The sequence below is a fragment of the Paenibacillus sp. Soil766 genome, from assembly GCF_001428105.1.
In the GTDB taxonomy this organism is placed as follows: domain Bacteria; phylum Bacillota; class Bacilli; order Paenibacillales; family NBRC-103111; genus Paenibacillus_E.
In genome coordinates, this window is sequence record NZ_LMSJ01000058.1 from 311,144 (window position 1) to 333,620 (window position 22,477).

25 protein-coding genes are annotated in these 22,477 nt (G+C 46.1%); 8 read left to right on the plus strand and 17 right to left on the minus strand.

What is annotated here, in order from left to right:
• Positions 1-418: 418 nt before the first annotated feature.
• Entirely contained in the window at positions 419-847 is a 429-nt protein-coding gene (locus tag ASG89_RS32410) for a MarR family winged helix-turn-helix transcriptional regulator (protein ID WP_057315462.1), read from the plus strand.
• A 125-nt stretch (positions 848-972) separates the two neighbouring features.
• Positions 973-2,520 (plus strand): MDR family MFS transporter, encoded by a 1,548-nt coding sequence (locus tag ASG89_RS32415; protein ID WP_057315522.1) that lies wholly within the window; start codon positions 973-975, stop codon positions 2,518-2,520.
• 46 nt (positions 2,521-2,566) lie between these two features.
• Here the strand turns inward: ASG89_RS32415 and lepB are convergent, their stop codons facing one another.
• On the minus strand, positions 2,567-3,103 hold the full coding sequence (gene lepB, locus ASG89_RS32420) for a signal peptidase I (protein WP_235550005.1): 537 nt from the start codon (positions 3,101-3,103) through the stop codon (positions 2,567-2,569).
• A 193-nt stretch (positions 3,104-3,296) separates the two neighbouring features.
• On the opposite strand from lepB, the gene ASG89_RS32425 reads away from it, so the two are divergent.
• Both ASG89_RS32425 and glsA read left to right on the plus strand, forming a co-directional pair.
• Complete coding sequence (locus tag ASG89_RS32425; RefSeq protein WP_057315463.1) at positions 3,297-4,217, plus strand: aldo/keto reductase; 921 nt, start codon at positions 3,297-3,299, stop codon at positions 4,215-4,217.
• A gap of 24 nt (positions 4,218-4,241) precedes the next feature.
• On the plus strand, positions 4,242-5,195 hold the full coding sequence (gene glsA / locus ASG89_RS32430; RefSeq protein ID WP_057315464.1) for a glutaminase A: 954 nt from the start codon (positions 4,242-4,244) through the stop codon (positions 5,193-5,195).
• 96 nt (positions 5,196-5,291) lie between these two features.
• Here the strand turns inward: glsA and ASG89_RS32435 are convergent, their stop codons facing one another.
• From ASG89_RS32435 to ASG89_RS32490, 13 genes are all read right to left on the minus strand, one after another.
• Complete coding sequence (locus ASG89_RS32435; protein WP_057315465.1) at positions 5,292-5,477, minus strand: hypothetical protein; 186 nt, start codon at positions 5,475-5,477, stop codon at positions 5,292-5,294.
• Between the two features lie 40 nt (positions 5,478-5,517).
• A complete protein-coding gene (locus tag ASG89_RS32440; protein WP_057315466.1) occupies positions 5,518-7,173 on the minus strand; it encodes a copper resistance CopC/CopD family protein in 1,656 nt (551 codons plus the stop codon).
• Between the two features lie 10 nt (positions 7,174-7,183).
• The gene (locus tag ASG89_RS32445) at positions 7,184-7,588 is read right to left on the minus strand and encodes a DUF2203 domain-containing protein (protein ID WP_057315467.1); all 405 of its coding nucleotides are present in this window, start codon (positions 7,586-7,588) and stop codon (positions 7,184-7,186) included.
• A 55-nt stretch (positions 7,589-7,643) separates the two neighbouring features.
• Positions 7,644-8,144, minus strand: coding sequence for a nickel-responsive transcriptional regulator NikR (gene nikR, locus ASG89_RS32450; RefSeq protein WP_057315468.1), 501 nt, complete (start codon positions 8,142-8,144; stop codon positions 7,644-7,646).
• 151 nt (positions 8,145-8,295) lie between these two features.
• Positions 8,296-10,059, minus strand: coding sequence for a response regulator (locus ASG89_RS32455; RefSeq protein WP_057315469.1), 1,764 nt, complete (start codon positions 10,057-10,059; stop codon positions 8,296-8,298).
• 57 nt (positions 10,060-10,116) lie between these two features.
• Positions 10,117-10,491, minus strand: coding sequence for a response regulator (locus ASG89_RS32460; RefSeq protein WP_057315470.1), 375 nt, complete (start codon positions 10,489-10,491; stop codon positions 10,117-10,119).
• Positions 10,492-10,581: 90 nt separating this feature from the next.
• Positions 10,582-10,965 carry a gamma-glutamylcyclotransferase gene (locus ASG89_RS32465; protein WP_057315471.1) on the minus strand — a complete coding sequence of 128 codons (384 nt, stop codon included), beginning with the start codon at positions 10,963-10,965 and terminating at the stop codon, positions 10,582-10,584.
• A 102-nt stretch (positions 10,966-11,067) separates the two neighbouring features.
• Complete coding sequence (locus tag ASG89_RS32470) at positions 11,068-11,355, minus strand: CD3324 family protein (RefSeq protein ID WP_028556449.1); 288 nt, start codon at positions 11,353-11,355, stop codon at positions 11,068-11,070.
• 591 nt (positions 11,356-11,946) lie between these two features.
• The gene (locus tag ASG89_RS38065) at positions 11,947-12,114 is read right to left on the minus strand and encodes a hypothetical protein (protein WP_235550006.1); all 168 of its coding nucleotides are present in this window, start codon (positions 12,112-12,114) and stop codon (positions 11,947-11,949) included.
• A 384-nt stretch (positions 12,115-12,498) separates the two neighbouring features.
• Positions 12,499-13,260 carry a LamB/YcsF family protein gene (locus ASG89_RS32475; RefSeq protein ID WP_057315472.1) on the minus strand — a complete coding sequence of 254 codons (762 nt, stop codon included), beginning with the start codon at positions 13,258-13,260 and terminating at the stop codon, positions 12,499-12,501.
• A 118-nt stretch (positions 13,261-13,378) separates the two neighbouring features.
• The gene (locus tag ASG89_RS32480) at positions 13,379-14,380 is read right to left on the minus strand and encodes a biotin-dependent carboxyltransferase family protein (RefSeq protein WP_235550007.1); all 1,002 of its coding nucleotides are present in this window, start codon (positions 14,378-14,380) and stop codon (positions 13,379-13,381) included.
• Positions 14,361-15,179: a 5-oxoprolinase subunit PxpB gene (pxpB, locus tag ASG89_RS32485; RefSeq protein WP_321166547.1), complete on the minus strand. Its 819-nt coding sequence runs from the start codon at positions 15,177-15,179 to the stop codon at positions 14,361-14,363. Before pxpB ends, ASG89_RS32480 begins: the two co-directional genes overlap by 20 nt.
• Positions 15,143-15,946, minus strand: a complete 804-nt coding sequence (locus ASG89_RS32490) for an alpha/beta hydrolase (protein ID WP_157276890.1) — start codon at positions 15,944-15,946, stop codon at positions 15,143-15,145. The genes pxpB and ASG89_RS32490 overlap by 37 nt, the downstream gene beginning before the upstream one ends.
• A 98-nt stretch (positions 15,947-16,044) precedes the next feature.
• Between ASG89_RS32490 and ASG89_RS32495 the strand changes: the two genes are divergently transcribed.
• Positions 16,045-16,365 (plus strand): heavy metal-binding domain-containing protein, encoded by a 321-nt coding sequence (locus tag ASG89_RS32495; RefSeq protein ID WP_057315475.1) that lies wholly within the window; start codon positions 16,045-16,047, stop codon positions 16,363-16,365.
• The gene (locus ASG89_RS32500; RefSeq protein ID WP_057315476.1) at positions 16,362-16,607 is read left to right on the plus strand and encodes a hypothetical protein; all 246 of its coding nucleotides are present in this window, start codon (positions 16,362-16,364) and stop codon (positions 16,605-16,607) included. Before ASG89_RS32495 ends, ASG89_RS32500 begins: the two co-directional genes overlap by 4 nt.
• An 84-nt stretch (positions 16,608-16,691) precedes the next feature.
• Here ASG89_RS32500 and ASG89_RS32505 read toward each other — a convergent pair whose 3' ends face one another.
• Positions 16,692-18,287, minus strand: a complete 1,596-nt coding sequence (locus tag ASG89_RS32505; RefSeq protein ID WP_082593749.1) for a bifunctional metallophosphatase/5'-nucleotidase — start codon at positions 18,285-18,287, stop codon at positions 16,692-16,694.
• Between the two features lie 149 nt (positions 18,288-18,436).
• Here ASG89_RS32505 and ASG89_RS32510 point away from each other — a divergent pair, with 149 nt between their 5' ends.
• Complete coding sequence (locus ASG89_RS32510; protein ID WP_057315477.1) at positions 18,437-19,417, plus strand: phosphate/phosphite/phosphonate ABC transporter substrate-binding protein; 981 nt, start codon at positions 18,437-18,439, stop codon at positions 19,415-19,417.
• 245 nt (positions 19,418-19,662) lie between these two features.
• Entirely contained in the window at positions 19,663-19,893 is a 231-nt protein-coding gene (locus ASG89_RS32515) for a hypothetical protein (protein WP_235550008.1), read from the plus strand.
• 84 nt (positions 19,894-19,977) lie between these two features.
• Here the strand turns inward: ASG89_RS32515 and phnE are convergent, their stop codons facing one another.
• Positions 19,978-21,552 (minus strand): phosphonate ABC transporter, permease protein PhnE, encoded by a 1,575-nt coding sequence (gene phnE / locus ASG89_RS38790; RefSeq protein ID WP_082593750.1) that lies wholly within the window; start codon positions 21,550-21,552, stop codon positions 19,978-19,980.
• The gene (phnC, locus tag ASG89_RS32525; protein WP_057315479.1) at positions 21,549-22,322 is read right to left on the minus strand and encodes a phosphonate ABC transporter ATP-binding protein; all 774 of its coding nucleotides are present in this window, start codon (positions 22,320-22,322) and stop codon (positions 21,549-21,551) included. Before phnC ends, phnE begins: the two co-directional genes overlap by 4 nt.
• Positions 22,323-22,477: the final 155 nt, after the last annotated feature.

The following is a 22,477-nucleotide window of genomic DNA, read 5'->3' on the forward strand; positions in this document are numbered from 1 at the left end:
ATGTCCAGTTGACAAAATAAACGAATCTCACTTCATTCCAGATAACGGACGATGTGTCCGGTTCCCTCTAATGAGAAGCTAATTACAGCTTCTGTTCAAAGGACTGCTCGGGAGCGAACTTCCACAGCCTGATTCTCGGGGCCAGCTCTCAATCATCGGCTTTCCCTCCCTGTCAAGAAGCACTGCGTACTCTTCTCCGTCAAAGCATTTCCACGTATATGTACCAGTTATTATATGCAAGATACAGAGGATATGCAAGTACATCACTCCTTGGTTTTCTGAAATTTTCAGAAACTCCCTATTGACTTCATTCGTCGACAGGTCTATATTTTAGTTAAACAATTTAAATATTACTTGATTTAATTATTATATCATTTAATTATTAGACAATTCTAACAATTTATAAGGAGGTTATGATTTGGAAGATGAATTGACTGACTACACCAATCGCTTCCGCACAGCATTTGAGATGGCGCATCGTAAATTAGCTCATATCGTAATTGCCGAAATAGACTCCGAGATAACGCCACGACATTTATTTATGTTAGCGATGATCTCGAAAGAAAAATCACCCAAACAGTCTCAGCTTGCAGAAAAATTAGGTGTAAAGCCGAGTGCAATCACTGTCATGATTGATCGTCTTGTTCAAAGTGGGCATGTTGTTCGTTTGCATCATGAGACCGATCGCCGCATTGTACTTGTTGAAAATACGGCCAAAGGAGACGCCATCCTTGCTGAGGCTACCGAAATTCAGAAGAAAGTAATTGCCCGCGGATTATCGCAGCTTCCTCCGGAAGAACTTCCTATTTTCATAAGTGCATTCGAAAAATTTACTTCATTTTATTAATTGATTACATCTAAGGAGTGAAACAGATGGAAAACATTCAAAAAGCAGCGCCTAAGGATGTCTCCGAAGCAGCTGCACCTGAGCTCAAAAATCGGGGACTCCTCCTCACCGGCTTGATCATTGCCATGCTCTTCGGAGCCTTGGACGGTACGATCGTAGGAACAGCAATGCCGCGTATCGTTGGTGAATTCGGCGGACTCGGGCTGATGACATGGTTAACGACAGCTTACATGCTGACTTCCACGGTTATCGTACCCATCGCTGGTAAGCTGGCAGATTTAATGGGCCGCCGCGTCATCTATGTAACAGGACTCATCATCTTCATCGTTGCTTCAGCGCTTTGCGGAATGTCTCAGAACATGACTGAACTTATCTTGTTCCGCGGTCTGCAAGGTCTTGGCGGTGGTATTATGATGCCAATGGCCATGATTATTATCGGGGATTTATTCACAGGCAAGCAGCGTGCCAAATGGCAAGGTGTTTTCGGAGCGATCTTTGGTTTATCTTCTGTTATCGGGCCGCAAGTCGGTGGCTGGATTGTAGATGCTTGGGACTGGCGTTGGGTGTTTTACATCAACCTGCCTGTTGGTGTTTTAGCTGTTATTCTGATCTCTATTGCTTTACCGAAGCATAAATCAGTTGGGAAAGTTAAGTTCGATATCCCAGGTATCGTCACGATGATTGTCGGTGTAGTGAGCTTACTTCTTGCTCTGACTTTTGGCGGTAGTGAGTATGCTTGGGGCTCTTGGCAGATTATTGGTCTATTCGTACTAGCAGTCGTGTCATTAGTTTCTTTCGTATTCATTGAAAGTAAAGCACAAGAGCCGATCCTTCCTGTTCGTTTGTTCAAAAATAGAACCTTCTCCACCATTAACGGCGTAGGGTTCCTGATGGCGGTTGGTATGTTCGGTGCTATTATGTTCGTCCCTCTCTTCATGCAAGGGATTGTCGGTATTAGCGCCTCCGCTTCCGGAACCGTCATGACACCGCTCATGATTACAATGATTGCTGCCAGCGTCGTTTCAGGCCAATTAATTGATAAGATTGGTGTTCGTAGACAAATGCTCATCGGTATGATCGTCATGGCTGTTGGATTCATTTTCCTTAGTACCATGGGCATTTCTACGACGAAGTTAATAGCATCCAGCTACATGGTTCTTCTTGGTTTAGGAATGGGTCTTGTCATGCCGATCCTGACACTCGCGTTACAAGAAAGCTTCCCGAAATCGGAGCTTGGTGTTGTAACGTCTTCCAGCCAATTTTTCCGTCAAATCGGTGGTACCTTCGGAATGACGATTCTCGGCGCTATTATGAATCATAAATCAACGGTTTTACTTGAACAAAATCTAGAGCCAATCGTGAAACAGTTCCCCGCGGAAGTAGGGAGTCCCTTAATTGAAATGATCCATAAGAATCCGCAGTCTCTCTATTCCTCCCTATTAAGTCCAGAGGCGTTGGCCAAATTGCCAAAAGAATTAGTGGAGAAGTTGCCAATCATTAAAGATGCGCTAGTTTCTTCTCTTCATCTAGTGTTTATCTATGGTCTGGTATTCGTGCTGCTTGGCGCGATACTTACGCTATTCGTCGGAAACATCAAGCTTTCTGACCGTAAATCGAAGAAAAAAGAAGATGGTGAAGAAGAGAACCACGTTTCCCCTAATCTTGCTCATTGAGAAAAAAGCTCCCTTCCTCTAAATGAGGTCGGGAGCTTCTTATATGTTAATCAATGGTCCCGATTTGACTCAGAGGGAAAATGCGGAATACGGCTTTGCCAATAATATCTTTCTCAGCTACAAAAGGAGTTGCCGGCCACAAATGAGAATCATAGCTTTCGTTGCGATTATCCCCTAAAAAGAAATATTTCCCTTCAGGCACAGTCACTTGATGAAAGGTATATGTCATAGGCTCTTGGATATAAGGCTCGTCTACCTTCGCTCCGTTCCTATATAAAGCGCCATCTTTGACCTCAATCGTATCGCCAGACAATCCAATCAGACGCTTCACATAGCGGTCCTCATTCCCCTCAATTGGCGGCCAAAATACAACGATATCACCGAAATCAAAGTCGGTTAAAGGCTTCATTTTCTCAACAATCAGCTCATCTTTTAATTGAATCGTAGGCAACATGGATCCTGTTGGAACGGTCATCGCTTGGGCAACATACGTATTGACAACAAGCGCAATGATGATAGCAAACGCTATAGTTGGCACCCATTCTTTCAAAAGACTTAGCACATATTTCTTGATCAATAGCAACTACATCCTTTCTCCTTCAATTCGTCCTATTTACACAGTAACCCATTTATGAAAAGCTTACATTAAACTGAGATAAACTTGTATCAAAGTCATTCGAGGATGAGCGTCCGCGTTTAGCTATACGATCTAATGTGGAAAAATAAAATGTTGTTGTATAATGAATTTGGATACCTTAATAAGGAGAGTGCACGACATGAAATATCGTAGACTTGGCAAAACAGATCTGAAAGTTTCCATTGTTGGTGTTGGTACTTGGCAATTCGGCGGTGAATGGGGATTAACCTATACACAAGGGGAAGCCGACGCGATTTTGGACCAAGCTGCAGAGCTTGGTATTAACTTAATTGATACGGCAGAATGCTATGGCGATCACCTTTCCGAGTCATTTATCGGTAATTATTTATCTCGCCGCGATCGCGATAAGTGGGTTGTAGCGACGAAATTCGGGCATCATTTCCATGACTTATTCACACGAACTGATGAGTTTAGTCCCGAAGCCGTCATTAAGCAGCTTGACGCATCTCTACAAGCTTTACATACGGACTATATTGACTTATACCAATTCCATTCCGGACCTGATGCTTTATTCGATAATGATGATCTCTGGACGACTCTTGATAAACAAGTACAAGCTGGCAAAATCCGTCACATTGGCACTTCAATCGGCAGCAATGCCAATATCCATCAGACCGCGGCTTCAAGTAAAGTAAATTCCAAAGCGATTCAAGTTGTCTATAATCGTCTAGATCGAGCGCCGGAAGATCAGGTTTTCCAATCTTGTATCGATCAAGATCTCGGTGTACTTGCGCGTGTACCACTAGCCAGCGGTTATTTAAGCGGTAAATATAAGCCAGGTGCTGTATTCAGCAACACGGACGTTCGTCATCGTCACGATGCGGATGCCGTTAAACAGAAGCTGGAAGAGGTTCAACGCATTAGGCAAAATGAAGTACCGGAAGGCATGGATATGGCTAAATGGGCATTGGCTTGGTGCTTGAAGCATGATGCGGTTACCTCTGTAATTCCAGGCTGCAAAAACCCAGAGCAAGTGATTGCGAATGCAGCAGCAACAGAGCTGATCAGCGACAATCATCCGCAAGCTTGGAAAGACTAGGGAAGAGGAAGGACTGACTTCACTATGTCTCACCAACAGCACGATGAAACCTGGAAGAAGCTTCACACTCACATCGACGAATGGGTTGCTGTTAGCAAAACGCATACGACTGAAGGTCGTGTTGCTTCCTATATCCCTGAGCTAGCTAACGCTTCTGGTGATATTCTCGGGATATGCATGATGGACAGTGAAGGACGAACCATCCTATCTGGTGATTCTGACTTTCGCTTCACCTTGCAAAGTATTTCGAAAGTTTTCTCACTCATTCTTGCACTCATGGATAATGGCGAAGACATTGTATTCTCCAGAGTTGGGATGGAGCCGACAGGCGATGACTTCAACTCCATGCTGAAGCTTGAGCTTATCGAGCCAGGCATCCCTTTCAATCCGCTCATTAATGCCGGAGCGATTGCGATTTCCTCATTAATCGCTGGGAATAGCACGGATGAACAGGTTAATCGTATCCTTCATTTCTTCAGGGATATTGCGGATAATCCTATGCTCTCCATCAATCAAAATGTGTTCAAATCTGAGTCAGATACCGCTCACCGCAATCGTTCATTGGCTTATTTCCTTAAGGATAACGGTGTCTTGGACAAGGAAGTAGACGATGTCCTTCGTGTTTACTTTAGCCACTGCTCTATTGAGGTGAATTGCACGGATCTTGCTAGAATGGCCCTCGTACTCGCGCATAACGGCGTGGATCCAATTCGCAAGCAACGTCTCATCCCGCGGCGTTTCGTGCAAATAGCCAAGACCTTCATGTTTACCTGTGGAATGTACAATGCCTCTGGCGAATTTGCCATGAATGTCGGGCTGCCTGCGAAGAGCGGCGTCTCAGGCAGCATCCTGACGATGGTGCCGGGACAATACGGCATCGGCATCGTTGGACCCGCACTGAACCGTAAAGGCAACAGCACGGCAGGTGTGCATCTGCTCGGCATTCTTTCGCAGGAATTCGACTGGAGCTTGTTTTAAAGCTAGTTGCATGCTAATAAAAAGAACCTTCCCTATCCGACTTTTGTTCAGTCTGGGGGAAGGTTCTTTCTTATGTGCAAGTGTATACCATCATCATCATTGCATCGATTGTTTGATGCGTTGGAGTGCTTCTATCAACTCATCCACTTCTTGCTCATCCAATCGAATCGTTACATAGTTCGGTGAAATGCCGCCGTCATTGACCTCGATTAGAGCCGAATCATCCTTGTCATCGAATTTAACGGAAAGATGGTCTTTATCTAGAATTTGAACCCAGGCCATGATTATCTACCTCACTTATTTCATCTATCTTGTCTCAGGCTTAATACACAATGAAGTCTTTGGTATACACTGTCTCATTATCTTCAGTATCCATGACACGCATTTCTAGCTCCCAATTGCCTCTAAAAGGCAGGTAAGGCCCTTCCGCTTTGTAACTAAATTTAGCAAAACCGTAGGACTCCTCTTCCTTATTATCTGTATAGATCGTTAGTGGGATCGAAATCGGTGCAATTTCCTTATCATCCTTGTTATGCAAAATCAAGAGAACCTGCTTTGGTTTACCTGATTTTTCAGGCAGCCATACTTTGGCGACGAAGTTGTTATTGCCTGGAATTTTCGGCGTAATATCGACCGATGCATGGACCTTCTCACCCATCTGATGCCATTGTAGCGGCTCATTAGAAGGAATTGGTGCCATATAGGTAAGCAGTCCGACAAGCACAACAATGATGACCATAAGTGATAAATCTAGCTTTACCCAAACGATCGATTGATTGACTTGCTTTTTGCGGAGGAAGAGTCGAATCACGAACCCCAGCACGGCGACAAGCACCACCACGCCTACCTTCACAAGTAGGAGAATTCCCCATGTTGTGTACGTTAAGTAACGCAAATTCGGTAAGAAAAGCAATACGGAAAGGATCCCTGACACGGTTAAAACAAGTATCGAGATCAGTGCGAATTTGGAAAACTTCTGCATATAACTGCCTAGCCCCGTCTTATTATGGCGCCACTTCACATACAGCAGAATTAATCCACCAACCCAACAAGCTGCAGCAACGAGATGAATAAAATCGAGCCCAATTGTCGCCCACAGAGGTGAGAAGGAGGCTGCGTGACCGCTGAAGCTTTTGACTGCTAGAAGCGCCAAAGCCCAACTTACATCCAACCATGCCGCTCTGCCCAGCAATACAAAGCCTATGAATGATAATACAAGAAGCAGCACCCAAGAAATCCCGATATTGGTGGCGCTTAGCAACTGCCATATTTCATCCACACCGCCGCCGCCCAATAGATCCTCAATATGAGTAAAAATGAGCAGCAATAGGGCAACAAGATGTCCGCGTTGCAGATTGAGCGACCAAGCGGAGACCGATTTCTGAGCTTCTTCACCTTGGGTTCTCACCAATCTTAACCAGAATGCCCAGCCAGTCAAAGCCAACAGCATCAGAAACCATAGGCCGCGGGAGGCGTACTGCAGCAACCCCTTGGTCGTCAGTGGTCCTGCACTGTGCTCATGTCCTGTATGAGCGGAAGGCACATCGAGTAGATCTTCCTGAGGCGGATTCCCGATCGTGATCGGATAACTTCCACCGACAGGATGACCATCTGCTGAGATGACGTGGTAACTAATCAAATACACGCCTTCTGCCAGCTTCGGAACATCCAGCTTAATACCCATTTGATCCTTATTCATCGTCGCTTTGCGTTTCGTTATCTCAGCTCCGCTATGATCATAAACTTTAATATAAAATAGTCCGCCGTCTAATTGTTCATTGAACGTGACGGACACCACGGCAGGAGAACTTTCAAGCTTTGCTCCCGCTTCTGGTGTCGCTTCAACTAATGAAGCATGCGCAGAGACGGATTGAGGTGCAAGGACAGCACACAGAAGCATGATTGCTAACACAGCAATCGAGACTACAGGCAGTCGCAGGAACCACATTTTGGTTCGTTGTTGTAATAATCCCGTCATCAGTATCCCTCTAATCCGCTATCGGTCTACGGCCAGCAAAACCATCTTGCTCTCCGTGATAGTAACGAATCTCATCCTCTCCTTGCTTCCAACACAGCAACACTTCTTCTCCATTCATGACCGCAGGGAAATCAACAAGTCCCGTATCGATATCCTTCAGCTCAATGCCCGTCTTTTGAAAACTTTGAATGAGTCCACGCGCTTCAATTTGAAGGAATTCTAAGGCAGCTTCCATAACGAAAAAGGGATCCTTTTCCGTGCCCGGCATCGAAGCATATTCATTCTTCTTATGGCGTAACTCCATATATTTGTCCTCAAATTCGCGCTTCAAGGCTTGCATCTTCTTCAATTCCCCATCAACAAATGGCAATAAATGATTGGCCTCTTCCAAAGAGAACCATCTTTTCTCCGACATAGCACACCTCCACATCCTTTATTTTAGCAAAAAAACAGGCGAACTACGAATTTCACTACTCCGTCTCGGCCTTTTCGTGAACGTGATGATCCTCATGATGATGGCTGTGCCCATGGCTGTGTCCATGACTTTGGCCCTGCTCGTCCACATGTGTAACAGACAGCTCCGCATAGGCAACACCTTTTAACACTTGTATGCGTTGCTGCAACTCTCGGAGCTTCTGCACTTCACCGCGAACGACGAGAATTTCCAAGCATTGCTGATGGTTTAAATGGATATGCATCGTTGAAATGATGGCATGATGGTAGTCATGCTGAAGATCCATGAGAGTGATCGGCAAATCTCGGCTATCGTGGTCATATACCATGACAATTGTGCCTGCGACCATTTCTGTTGGCTGCATACTGCTTGAGGTCAAAAGCGCCTTGCGCGCCAGATCACGAATCGCCTCCGAGCGATTATCATACCCTTGTAAGGCAATCAACCGGTCGAATTGCTCGATTAGAGATTGCGGCATCGAAATTCCAAAACGTACCAGATTGTCTTTGTCCGACATTCATCTTGCTCCTTCATATGTAACTTCGTCTATCATTCTACTGTATCAGAAAGTACTGGAGTCGCAAACCTCCTTCAAGGGAATTTGAACGCTAGACGACTTTCTTGTGGCGAAAAAGCAAAAAGGAGAGGACATCGCCCCTCCTTTCCTACTAGTCAAGTTTCATTAACTGTTTGACACGGTTCTCCAGCTCCACGAGTGAGAATGGCTTCGTCATATAATCATCGGCACCCATTTGTAGACCTTTCGCCACATCCGCTTCCTTCTTCTTCCCAGAAAGCATCAGTATCTTCAGATCTTTTAATCGTTCATTCGTATCTGTCTTGATCTTCTCTAAGATCGTATAACCATCAAGTCCAGGCAAGATGCCATCCAGAATACAAGCATCAAAGGCTTGATCACTTAATAGCTGCCATGCCGCTTCACCATCAGAAATCTGCGTTATCACAATCGGTAAGTGCTCCAACTGCGAAATTAGAATCGCCCTGAGAATCGGATCATCATCCACGATCAAGAGCTTTTTCTTCTGTAGCTGGGCATTCGCATGGGCAACCAGCTTCTTGAATTGAGCACCCTCATCTTCTAAGTCGGCCAGAACAATGCGATTCTTGCCTTGCTGCTTCGCTTGATACATCGCATCGTCTGCTTTCGCTACCCACTCTGCAATTGTCATCCCTACCTGCCATTCGGCTACCCCAGCTGAGAACGTAATGGAGAACGTTTGACCCTCATTCTGCGCTACGGGCTTTACACGAACTTTACCCAAAATATCTTGAATGATTGATCTAGCTTGATCCACTGTCGTATTGGGAAGTGCGATAACAAACTCTTCACCACCAAAACGCGCTAGTAAATCTGTCGAACGCAGATTGACCAGCATGAGATGAGCCAAGCCTTGGAGCACCAAATCCCCTACGTGATGTCCATACGTATCATTGACGTTCTTGAAGCTGTCAATATCAATAAACACGAGAGAAATTGGCGCAGGGTAGCGCTCAATACGCTGCAGCTCTAATCCAATCTGCAGATCAAAATAGCGGCGATTAAACACACCTGTCAGCGGGTCACGGAAAGCCAACTGTTCGAAATTTCGGGTCCTCTTGAGGAGTCCATAGATACGCGCCGCCAATTCCTCATATTGGAATGGCTTCGTCACATAATCATCCGCTCCTAGATGGAAGCAGCGAACTTTATCGCTGATATCATCACGACCGGATAGTACGATAAGCGGCAGCCATTTCAAAGTAGGATCTTCTTTTAGATAATCAAATAGCTCATAGCCTGACTGGGGGTGCATCATAAGATCTAGCGTAACAAGATCATAAGCATGCTCACGAAGTAATTTTTTCGCTGACTCCACATCAGCCGCTTCATCAACGACACAATCATCGAGTTGCAATCGTCTAGTTAAATAAAAGCGAAGCGCATCGTCATCATCAACGAGTAAAATCCGACTTTTGAGTGTTCGAAGCATGGAGCCTGTAACAGGATCCTTTTCCTCATCCATCTGAATTTCCGTTAAACCGATATCCAGTTCCATTTTCAATTCAAGCAATAATTCAACCGTTCGCTCAATGCTTTCATGTACAGGGCTTGTCGAAAGAAGCAACTCATGATCCTGTTTCTCAATGGCTAGGGTCCATTCCCATTTCCGCACCATGTCTTCTGCTAGTTTACCAATTCTCATATAACCAAAGACTGGCGCACTACCTTTGAGAGTATGTGCAATCCGATAGCATTGTCGCAAATCCTCAAGGATTGGTTTCATCTGAACTGCAGTCAGCAAGGACTGCAACTGCTGCAGTTGCTTGTCATATTCACGAATAAACAGCTTTCTTCCTTGTTTAAGGATTCTTGCATCACGATCGGATTCGGAAGCTGAATCTTTGGCTCTCTCTATATTTCCATGGCCCATAGCAGACAATCACCCTTTTTAAGCTTAATCTAACTGACCCTCATGCATTTATCCAAGCTAGCGTTGCAATAGCTGCCCGATGGTATCTAATAATTGAAGTGGACTGAAGGGCTTTACAATGTATGTGGTGACACCCGCTGCTTTCGCTTTCTCTTTATCTTTCTCCAGTGCTTTGGCTGTCAGCAGAATCACCGGCAAGTCCTTATTCACATTATCACTTTGTCTCAACCAGGAGCAAACTTCTACGCCCGTGCGTTCTGGCATCATGTAATCCAGAATAATTAAATCGTAGGCATCCTTGCCCAACTGCTCAATCGCTTGTTGACCATCCTCAACCTCGGTGATGACGTATCCCTCATCCGATAACGTCTCCGTCAGCAGAAAGCGAAGTGCCAATTCATCATCGGCTAGCAAAATTTTGTAAGCTGACATGTTCTCTCTCCTCGAGTCCATAAATTAGTACTAATTATAGCATCATATCTGAGGCCAAGATAGGAAAATGTCGGAAAAACTCGAATAACATCACACCTTTTTATTGTGCAGGTAAGTTTTCCAAGAGGAACCATGAATAGCTGCGAGTCCACGTGAATTAGGATAACAATACACCCAACCTGCTTGCTCCAAAGTGGCATCCCTTACCCAAATTCGCTCGTATTCATTGTCAGCATGACGGGGACCGTAATACGTTTCCAAAATGTCCATAGCAGCCAGTCCCTCTTCGGTAACTGCAATCCATTCCCCTTCAACCTTATGTTCATCGTCTGTAAGAATTAATGCAGGGTAAGGTCCAACATCATATAAACGTCCATGGATCGCGCCAGGTTGCACTTCTAGTAAATACGGGGAGACCACATGATGATTGCTTTCCCCCACCAGTAATGTGCCATATACAAATACAGTTATCATCTCTCTACTCCTCCTAAATATTTACATTCTCTCTATGAGTAATTTCGGCAAGGTAACTAGGATTTCCTACAAAAAAAAGCAGCATCACGGTGGATGCTGCTGCTATGCCTGATTGGCTGTTAATTCACGTGTTTTGACGATAATCTTGCGGATGCTGTCTTCGGACAAATGAAACACCTTGATCAGCTCCAACACCGTCGAACCCGTTTGATACAAACGGAAAATCTCACGATTTCTCCGCTCAATAATGATGCGAGTGCCGTTATTTTCTCCCCAGCCTGCACGTTTCTGCTCTTTCTTAGGGATATACACGATCTCGCCTTGGATATATTCTTGTAATTGTTTTAATAGGTTAGGGGGAAGAACATCTTTCCCGTTCTTGTAACTCATGGATGAAAACCTCCTCAAATTGTCGCAAAGCTTAACTTTGACTGATTTGCAGAGAGTATCTTCATCGCCCCTTAACCTCCTACCATTCTCAAAAATGGAATAAAAAAAACACGATCATAATCGTGCCTGTCGGTTGTATATGCAATTATACAATTCAGGTGAACGGTTATTCCACGAATGATATTCAGTTAGGAGACGAGTACCTCTGCGGCGGCCGCAACATTCATCGCTACTGTCATTGTCATTGTGTTCATTAATAAGCACTCCCTTCACCGTAGTTTATTGTTGTGTTCACTTCGTGTTCACATTTCTCATTATATGTAAAAAACTTCTCGTTGTCTACTCGATCTTAAAAGTTATGCGAGGGCCTAGTGGCCCTCGCTTGGAACAGTGACCTCTGCTTACGCAGAGATCACCTCTGTTTGCGTTGTAATCACCTTGATCACTCCTTTCCGAAGGAATTAGCCGGCCGGCTACATCACTATTAACTCATATTACTGAGCAGGTCTCAAGTGAAAGAATGGTTATAGGGATTCTTTCCTTGTGAACAGGGAATTTATGCCTTCGAGTAAGCCGAGGCGGGGGCGGAGGCTAGGTCGACGATAGGGCGACTGCAAGGGCGACCGTTTGGGCGACTGCAAGGGCGAACGCAAGAGCGACCGCATTCGGTTTGCGAATAGCTGGAAAAACTCCAGTTAATTCCTTCATTTTTCTGTGAAAAACTCGTTTAACTGGAAAACCTGCAGTTAAATTTCGCATATAGTCCACTTTTATGAAGAAATCAGATAAATTAACTACATAAAATCCATTTATATCCTAAATTTCATGGAATACACTGTGATTAGCTGGAGTTTTTCCTGTTATTTTTTTAAGCACATCCCTTCCGCTACCGCGCTTCGCATGACGGTCGTCATCTTTAAGATAAGGTAGCCTGAACAAGCTGGATGAGTAGGATTCGTAGAACGTTTTTGCTTACTAGCTGAGTGAGTGGTATGGGATTGACTAGTGATTAATTAAATGAAAATGGTGATTATTGGCGGGGAGAATTTGGGTTGGAGTGATGAGTTTGGTGGTGGCTGGGGAGCTAAGTTGGGCAGCTTAGTTATGCTGGTGAGTGATTGATAAAAAGACCTAGCGAATACACTAGGTCCCCAACGGCAACACTGCGATGCCACTTCGCTCTAACAGCGCGCGGATATCGCGCGCGAACTCCACGGCGTGCGCCCCATCGCCGTGGATACAGATCGTGTCCGCGCGCATGCTCAGGTCCTCTCCCGTGAGGGAGAGCACCATGCCTTCGCGGACGAGCCGCTCCACCTGCGCCGCAGCCTCGACGGCGCTCTCAAGAAGCGCCCCAGCCTGATCGCGGGGCGTCAAAGAGCCGTCCCGCTGGTAGCTGCGGTCCGCGAATGCCTCGCTCGCGGTCCGCAGCCCCGCGGCGGCGCCCGCCCGCAGCAGCTCGCTGCCGGGCGGGCCATACAGCGTCAGCTCCGCGCTGACGCTGGCCGTTGCAGCCGCAATCGCGGCGGCTACCTCATGGCGCTTCGCGGCCATGTGGTAGAGTGCGCCATGCGGCTTGACGTGCTGCAGGCGTCCGCCTTCGGCGTGGACGAACGCCTGCAGCGCCCCGAGCTGATACAACGTCAGCTCGTAAGCCTCTGCCGGCGTGATCGCGATCTCGCGCCGGCCAAAGCCCTGCAGATCGGGGAGGCCCGGATGGGCCCCGATCGCAACGCCTTTGCGAAGGCACAGTTGAACTGTGCTGCGCATGGTTGCAGGGTCGCCTGCGTGGAACCCGCAGGCGATATTAGCGGAGCTGACATAGTCAAGCAGCTCCGCGTCGCGGCCAAGGCGATACGCGCCGAAGCCTTCGCCCATGTCACAATTCAAGTCAATGCGCAGCATGATAATTTCACTCCCCGCTTAGATGAATGCCACTCCAGCATCATTATTCAATCTTTTTTTCCTAGTTCTTTCTTTACTCATTTCTCATTACTCTTAAGTGAAGTTGCGTTGAGTGAAGTCAACCCAACCCCCTTAACCAAGCCATCATTCCCGCCCCCAGCAGCTTCAGATCCATCGCCTGAAGCAACAACTGCTCCTGCGCTTCGCTATGTGTAACCTCCTGAAAGCGCAGCTGTCCACCTGGCTTCACCTGCGCCACCAACGGCAGATCTGCCGTGATTACGTGACCGATGCGCGGGTAGCCGCCAGTTGTTTGGCAATCCGCCATCAGGAGAATGGGTTGTCCACTTGAGGGGACCTGGATTGTGCCTTCAATGACAGCTTCCGAGATCATTTCGTAAGATAAGCCAGCTTCGAGCTCAAGCTTAGGATCACTAGACAACCGATACCCCATTCGATCCGATTGTGAAGTAACGAGAAAGCTTTGAGCCAGCAATCTAGACCAACTGTTAGGGGTAAATAAGGAGGCTTCCTTCCCCCTCACGATCCGTATTGTCGGGTTGTCGCGATAGTCAGGACGAACCATTGAACTGACAAACTTGCTGCGTAGTTCAACTTCGTTCACAACCTCAAAGTCTAGCGCTTCCTTCTCTACTTTCAGTACATCCCCAGTACGAAGTGCTCTTCCCTCATATCCACCAATGGCCGCTCTCTGATAAGTGCTGTGGCTTCCTAGCACGTAATCTGCCTTGAATCCGCCATGCACTGCTAAATACGCTCTACACCCATGGATTGCATATCGAAGGTGCAACTCATTCCCAGAATGAAGTATAAATGGCTGCCATAATGGCGCTGCTACTCCATCCACTTCTGCGCCCATGTCTGCTCCGCAAATGGCCACCAACATATCCTTTTGTGCAACTAGCATTGGCCCCTGAAGTGTCATTTCCAAGGTAGCCGCTTCCAAGCCATTACCAACCAACAGATTCGCTCCCCTGTGTGCAAACCGATCCATCGGTCCTGACACAATGACCCCATGTTTGCGATAACCATAGCGCCCCTCATCCTGTAAGGTAGATAAAAGCCCCGGTTTCCTAACTTCAAAGCTCATTGCTCGCATTCCCTTCTTCGAAAGCATGAAACTCATCAGATGTAATGGCCACAAATTTCACTTGATCACCAACTTGGAGCAGCGATGGAGGAACTGTGTCCGGACGAAACAATCGGAGTGGCGTTCGACCGATAAGCTGCCAGCCTCCAGGTGTTTCAAAAGGGTAAATCCCCGTCTGTGCCCCGCCAATGCCCACAGAGCCAACTGGAATTCGTGTGCGCGGTACTGATTTCCGCGGCGTAGTAAGCCTAGCATCCATACCTCCCAGATATGGAAAACCAGGTGCGAAACCAATCATGTAAACTGGATACACACGAGACGTATGCCAATACACGATTTCTTCTGTACGCACTTGATGATACTCTGCTACATCTGCCAGATCGGGTCCAAATGCCGCCTCATAGCAGACTGGAATCTCCTTGACGGCTCTTAACTGCCCGGCTAATCCCTCACGATCTTCCTCTAGATACGCATCTAATAACTGCTCGATGTGTTGCAAGACATAATCATATGGAAGCCAATCAGCTGTCCAATGGGATCGCCCACTTTTTAACATAGATTCGGAAGAATAGTTATAAATGCGGAATGCATCATAATAAATTGTAATGGTCGTATAAGCGGCGACTAGCTCAATGAAGCCTTCCTGCCAGTTAGTTTCTAAATAATTCACTACTTGCCTGACCTTATGTAGATTCGTTAACGAAATGTCCGTACCTAAGCGAATCACAATCGCTGAGTCTCCAAGCGGATGGCATTCGTAGGCAAGCTTGGTCATGCGAAATGCTGCTTTTTCAACCAGTTTGCGCATACCTCAGTCCAGATATATGCTTCTGGATGATCAGCGGCAATTCCGATCCCGTGAACTCCTGACTCGAAGACATGCAGATCGAAAGGTATTTTATTGCGGCTAAGGCTACTTGCAAACAACAAGCTATTTTCAACCGGAACCGCTGCATCATCAGCCGTATGCCATAGGAAGGTTGGCGGGGTATCTGTCGTTACATGAAGTTCATTGCTTAAATCCATGACTAACTCTTCACTAGCATCTGCGCCTATCAAATTAATTCGTGAACCTTGGTGCGCGTTCACACCAAATGAAATAACCGGATAACACAGCACCATAAGATTCGGACGGGAGCTATGATGCTCGATCGGATCCGACGACGTTCGATCTCCTGCATCGTAGTGAGTACCCGCTGTTGCTGCCAAGTGTCCACCTGCAGAAAAACCAAGAATACCTATGCGATTAGCATCGACTCCCCAGCCTTCCGCATGATGTCTCACGGTTCGAATGGCCCGCTTAGCATCTTGCAATGGAACTGGATGTTTATATGGCGCTAAACGATAGTTCAATACGAAAGCAGATATGCCTAACCCATTCAGCCATTTGGCAATTGGCTCGCCTTCATGAGGGGCACGTCTGCCGTATGCACCACCTGGACATACAATAACAGCTCCATGCAAGCCATCTCCCTCAGCCGGATATAAGGTTAAGCTTGGGCAGCCTTGGTTCTCCTCACCTTGACTATCTAGTGTAACTCCTGGCCATAATTCAATCGTTGTCCCTGTGTTCAATGTGAAACCCCCTCATGCGATTAACGTACTAAGTTAATAATAGCCAATCCTTATCCAGTAGAAAAGCATCTATTTCAACTCAGAAGGAGCGATTCGAAATGATTGTAGTTACAACAGAGAACATTGCCGGTTATGAGGTTACAGAAGTTCTGGGCAGTACCTTTGGCGTCGTCGTGCGGGCTAGAGGCATTGGCGGAGATATTATGGCTTCTCTAAAAGGGCTAATTGGCGGAGAAGTCACGCAGTATACGCAAATGGTGGAAGACGGCCGCAAGCAAGCCATGGACCGACTGGTCAAGAATGCCGCTGCCATGGGCGGGGATGCGATTGTCATGATGAGGTTCGACAGCGGGGATATTGGTCAAAATATGAGCGAAATCGTCGCGTATGGCACAGCCGTTCGGACGCGAAGGCTATGAGCGGAATCTTTTCCATTTTGCTCGTATACGGCTTGTGGGTTATAGGCTTCCTTATTCTACTTCTTCTAGGTTATTTCGTTTACGACAAGCGCTACAAAACAAATGGTACCGCGACACCGCAATCGCCTCCTAATGGCTTTCTTTTTACAGCTGAGGTTTTCATAGATCCAAAAGACGGATTCACCTATCGGGTATATTACAATCCTCGAACAGGAGATCGTGCTTATATTCGTGAAAAGTAACTTTTTCAGAAACGAAAAGCCTTACAAAAGCTGAGAACACGACGTTTCTCTCGCTCTTGTAAGGCTTTTTCAATAAAACAAGACCTAATCCCAGATCACTTTCCAATTATGGTTAACGCTCGCCTCGATCGTACCTCGTTCCATAATGTAGCCTGCCAGAAGCTCTGCTACATCCGTTGGAATATCTTTGACAACTGGTTTATTCTGGAACATAGCGTAGTTGCCCCCGCCAGCAGCGCGATAATTGTTCATGACCACATCAAATGAGGCGTCTAGCCTGATCGGTTTCCCTTCAAAATCCAGCTGAACAACCCGATCCCCGACTGGACGAGATACGTTTAACGTGTAGGATATTCCCTCCCACATATCGTAATTGTAATGGGCAGGCTTCGGTTCCATGAAGGACTTGCTTACTTGCAGCTCTCCATTTTCCGCTAATTCAAAATACTCCGCAGATTGCTCCAAAGCATCCTTAATATCCTGACCAGAGATTCGAATGACCTTGAGGGTGTTCGGATAGATGTAGTTGGAAACGATATCCCGCATGGTAATATCCGCTGGGAATCCAGGTGAAATGTTATCGAACAGCGCTGTGTTTGAAATCTGGGCACCTGACAGCTCCATCTGGACTTTGTTAATAAACTCAATTAACGCATTGTCCTCCGTACGAATCCCCATAGGATCTTTCACAAGCATGTCCCCCGTAAGTTTCCCGATGGGTTGATCAAGCCACAGCTGTGTCTTCGCTTCGTAAGAGCTGATCTGCTCCAGCAACACCGCATCTGGCTCCACATTTGCAACAGATAGAAGCTCCGATTGCTTGGAAGCAATGCGCCACATCCCCTCTGTCTGCTCTAGCACGATGTCCACCTTGCCAAGCGTAACACCAGCAGTTCCTGGTTGAACGATGGTTACACCGTTAATTTGAGCGCCAGATATACTTCGATGCTGATGACCTGTAAGCAGCACGTCGATCCCTTCAACTTCCATACACAGCTGGTACCCTTGATTCTCGCCTGTCAGCGGTTCCGTAGGCTCACCAGTTGCGATATCTCTTTCGAATCCACCATGGTAGGAAACAACAATGACATCTACCTGTTCTTGCTCTTTGAGGAACTGTATCCATGTACGAGCTGCAGCAATCGGATCTTCAAACCGTAAGCCTACGATATGCTTCGGGTCTTCCCAATTCGGAATATACGGAGTTGTTAATCCGAGAATCCCTACACGCACGCCATCCGCAAATTGCTTAATCAGATAAGGCTTACCAAAGAATGGTTCTCCCGTCTCCTCATTCACAATGTTGGCGCATAACCATGGGAAATTAGATTCCCGAACTGCTTTCTGAAGCACATTCATGCCATAATTGAACTCATGATTCCCTAGTACTGCCCCATCAAATTTCAAGTAGTTCAGACCTAACACCATGGGATTAATAGGTACATTATCCAAGCGCGCATGGTGATAGGCGAGTGGCGTCCCCTGGATCAGATCTCCGTTATCCAACACAATGACATGCGCTTCCTTAGCGCGTTCCTGTGTAATTAAGGTGGCGATTTTCGTCAAGCCCACATCATTGGGATGATTATTTGCATAATGAATGGGAAACATATTCCCATGGAGGTCGCTTGTTTCTAAAATCGTAATATGACTAGTTCGTGCTTGTCCAATCTGCGTCAAGCGATCCACTCCTATCCATAATTATTGTAAAGTTTTACATATCATTTGTCAGTTTAACAAATACTTCACACTATCTTCCATATCTCTTATGATAATGTTATAGTACAACATAGATAAAAAGTAAATATTTAAACGGAGGTCAAAAAACAATGAAAAAAATAACAGTACTAAGTTTATCCATGGTCGTAGCTGCAGGTGCTCTTGTTGGTTGCGCGAAAAAAGACGAAACTCCAGCTGCTTCATCAACTGCAGCAGCAACAGCAGCGGCAACGGCAACAGCTACTCCAGCAGCAGCGGCAGGTTTCATTCCGAAAGAACTTAAAGTACAATTCGTACCTTCCCAAAATGCTGAGACACTTGAAGCAAAAGCTAAGCCACTTGAAAAATTGCTTACAGATAAACTAGGAATCCCAGTTAAGGTTTCCGTTTCCACAGATTACAACGTTGTTATCGAAGCCATGTCCTCCAAACAAGTTGATGTTGGCTTCTTGCCACCAAGTAACTATGTAGTAGCCCACGATAACCGTAAAGCTGCTGATCTTCTTGTACAAGCACAACGTTTTGGCGTTGATGATGCAACAGGAAAACCGACGACTGAGCTTGTCGATTTCTACAAATCGATGATCGTTGTTAAAGCCGATTCTCCAATCAAATCTGTTGCAGATTTGAAAGGTAAGAAAATGGGCTGGCAAGGTGTTACTTCCGCAGCTGGTTATGTATACCCAGGTCTAGTGTTGAAGCAAGCTGGCGTTGACCCAGTGAAAGATGTAACAGGCGTTCAATTCCAAGGACATGACAAAGCGGTTATCGCACTTCTTAACGGTCAAGTTGATGCAGTAGGCGTGTTCCAAGATATCCGTACAAACATGTTGAAGGATTACCCAGATATCTTCAAACAAACGAAAGTTCTTGCTTTCTCTGACAAAATTCCAAACGATACCATCGCTGTTCGTTCCGATATGGATGCGGCTTGGAAGAAGAAAATTCAAGATGCTTTCATCGCGATCGGTAACGATCCAGAAGGCAAAAAAGTGATCATTGATGTATACACACACCAAGGTTATGTAGCTACAACGGATGATAAATTCAACATCGTTCGTGAAGCTAACAAAGCAATGGGCTTGAAATAATTTCAAAATACTTTAAAATCAAATTACACACGACAGAAAAAACCACCGCAGCATGTGTCTAACATCCATGACGCGGTGGTTTTTCCCTTCTAAAATTTACATTCTATACCAGACTTTCCTTGCATATTATGAATGTGGCACGCCCGTCCAAGCTTTTCGTTTACTTCGGGCTATCAAATGTTTACTAATTCGGTCGTGTCATAATTCATTGTGGGGTGAAAAACGGGATGTACGAAATGCTGATCATGCGTAAAACAGAAGTGATTATTCGGTGCGGCACCGATGAAGTTCGAGGCGTCATTGCGCAGTATTACCCAGAATTCCAGCTTTTAAAAATCAACAACATTATGATCCCTATCACCCTAATAGATCAAATTGAAATTATAGGGCCGGATGAACCCCTCACTCAAGCTTCACATCGTCTTCGTGAGCCTCGTATCCTTTACTTGGTTGCGCAAGGTGGGAGTCATCAGTAATACATGGCTATTGAAGTAAAAGGCAGTCCTTGAAGGTTACAACCTTCAGGAACTGCCTTTTTGGTTCGAACAAGTGATTCGATGTTATACGATGCGCTTTCGTAATGATCCCGAGATATAGTCAATGATGGAGACGGTAACGATAATCCCAATCAAGATAATGCCTACTCGCGGCCATTGCCTTGCATTCAGTGCGAAGATGAGCGGTGTCCCGATCCCCCCAGCACCAATGACTCCAAGTAAGGTCGCAGAGCGCACATTGATTTCAAAACGATACAACGTATACGAAATGAAATCCGGTATAACCTGTGGAATGACCGCGAATGACATCCGCTGCCAGAAATTCGCTCCAACAGCCGTCATAGCCTCTGTAGGACCCATATCCATGTTCTCAATAGCCTCGGCATACAATTTACCAAGCATTCCCACAGAATGCAGGCCAAGGGCCATTACGCCCGCGTAGGCGTTCGGTCCAACTGCTTTAATAAAGATCAAGGCCATAATGATTTCCGGAATCGTACGAACGACGCTAAGGAATAGCTTCCCTGTACCTGAAACAGCACGGTACTTGCTCATATTCGCTGCGGCCCAGAAAGCAAAAGGAAGACAAACGATCGCAGATACGAAGTTACCTAAATAGGAAATGGACAAGGTTTCAAGCAAGGAACGAAGTAAATCTTCCCCTTCTGGGATATAGACATAGGCCCAGTCTGGATGGAATAATCCACTGATCATCGCTTTTGTAAGAATCCAAGTGGTTGGTTGAAAGCCAGTTAGCTCCAAGCCAGTTAGTGCCCATACAAGAAGTCCGATCACAGCAACTACACCAATAATTTTAAACGTATTCGCTTGTGTTTCTGACATGGGTTTGGCACTGCCTTTTAACAAATACGTACGGAATCGTGTGCTCACCAAATCAATGATGACGACGATCAGCAACGTATAAATGACAATGGCACAAGACTGATCATAACGGAACAGATCGAGTGTATTTTTGAGCAATAAGCCGATACCACCTGCGCCAACCAGACCGAGGATGGCAGATGCACGAATGCTCACTTCAAACGTGTACAGGAAATGCGCCAGGTACGTAGGAGCAACTTGAGGCAGAACCCCGAAACGGATCAGCTTCAACTTATTAGCTCCAACTGCCGTCATCGCTTCAAGCGGACCCGGATCGATGGCTTCAGTTGATTCATAAGAAAGCTTTGAAATAATACCAAAGGTAAAGAAGATTAGTGCTAACGTACCTGCTGTTGGCCCAAAGCCTACTAATACGGCAAATAAGGCTGCATAGAGCAAATCAGGAATGGTACGAACAAAATTCATAATAAATCGAGCAGGATAAGACAACCATGGCGACGATGTTACGTTACGCGCAGCGAGCAGCGCCATTGGGAATGCGAATAGTGCGCCAACAATTGTGCCCAGAATGGACATTTGTATGGTTTGGGCCATCGGCTTCCAAATATCAGCGAAGAATAGCCAATCTGGCGGAAACATTTCTGCGATGAATTTCATGATCTCCGGCGTACCGGTAGCTAATCTTGTCAGCGTCGCATCTGTCTGATAGATACTGCCGATCAAGAATAGCACCATGATCACGATGATCATATAGAACTTAGTGCGCGGAGGCTTTTTGACGGTTGCTGCACTCATCCCTCCTGCACCCCCAGCAGCTCATCTTTCTTGATGGCGCGGCCGTAGATCTCGGAGAACACATCATCCGTCGCATCAGCAACAGGTCCATCGTACACGACCTTCCCTGCACGAAGTCCGATAATGCGTGTCGCGTACTCGCGAGCCAAGTCGATAAAGTGAAGGTTGACAACGGTTGTAATCCCGAGGTCTTTGTTAATCCGTTTCAAGTCATCCATAACTTGGCGCGTCGTGAGTGGATCCAATGAAGCAACGGGCTCGTCCGCCAGGATGATTTTGGCTTCCTGTGCGAGCGCTCTAGCAATGGAAACACGCTGCTGTTGACCGCCGGACAATTCATCGGCGCGCGAATACGCTTTTTCACGGATATTTACCCGCTCCAACGCTTTGAGCGAAAGCTCAATGTCCGCTTTAGGGAACAAACCAAACATCGTGCGAAGTGTGGAATGGTAGCCTACGCGGCCGGAAAGGACGTTACGGATAACTGTGGATCTTTTGACTAGATTAAAGGTTTGGAAAATCATCCCGATATCTCTACGCATCCGACGCAAGCCTGCGCCATTCGCTTTGGTAATGGATTTCCCATCGATTAGAATCTCACCGCTTGTCGTCTCATGCAAACGATTAATCGAACGAAGCAGCGTGGATTTACCAGCTCCTGATAATCCTACGATTACAACGAACTCCCCTGGGTGTATGGTAAGGTTAATGTCATTTAGGCCAACAGTACCATTTGGATATACTTTTGAAAGATGTTTAAACTCAATCATGATTCGTCCTACTTTCTTTTACACAATTTCAAGTGCTAGACAGACTACTTTCAACGAATAATTGAAAAATCCTTTTTTCTATCATTACCTTTAGAAAAAATTCATATTCCATTGTTCACCATGCACAAAAAATGACCCTCTGCGCACTCGCAGAG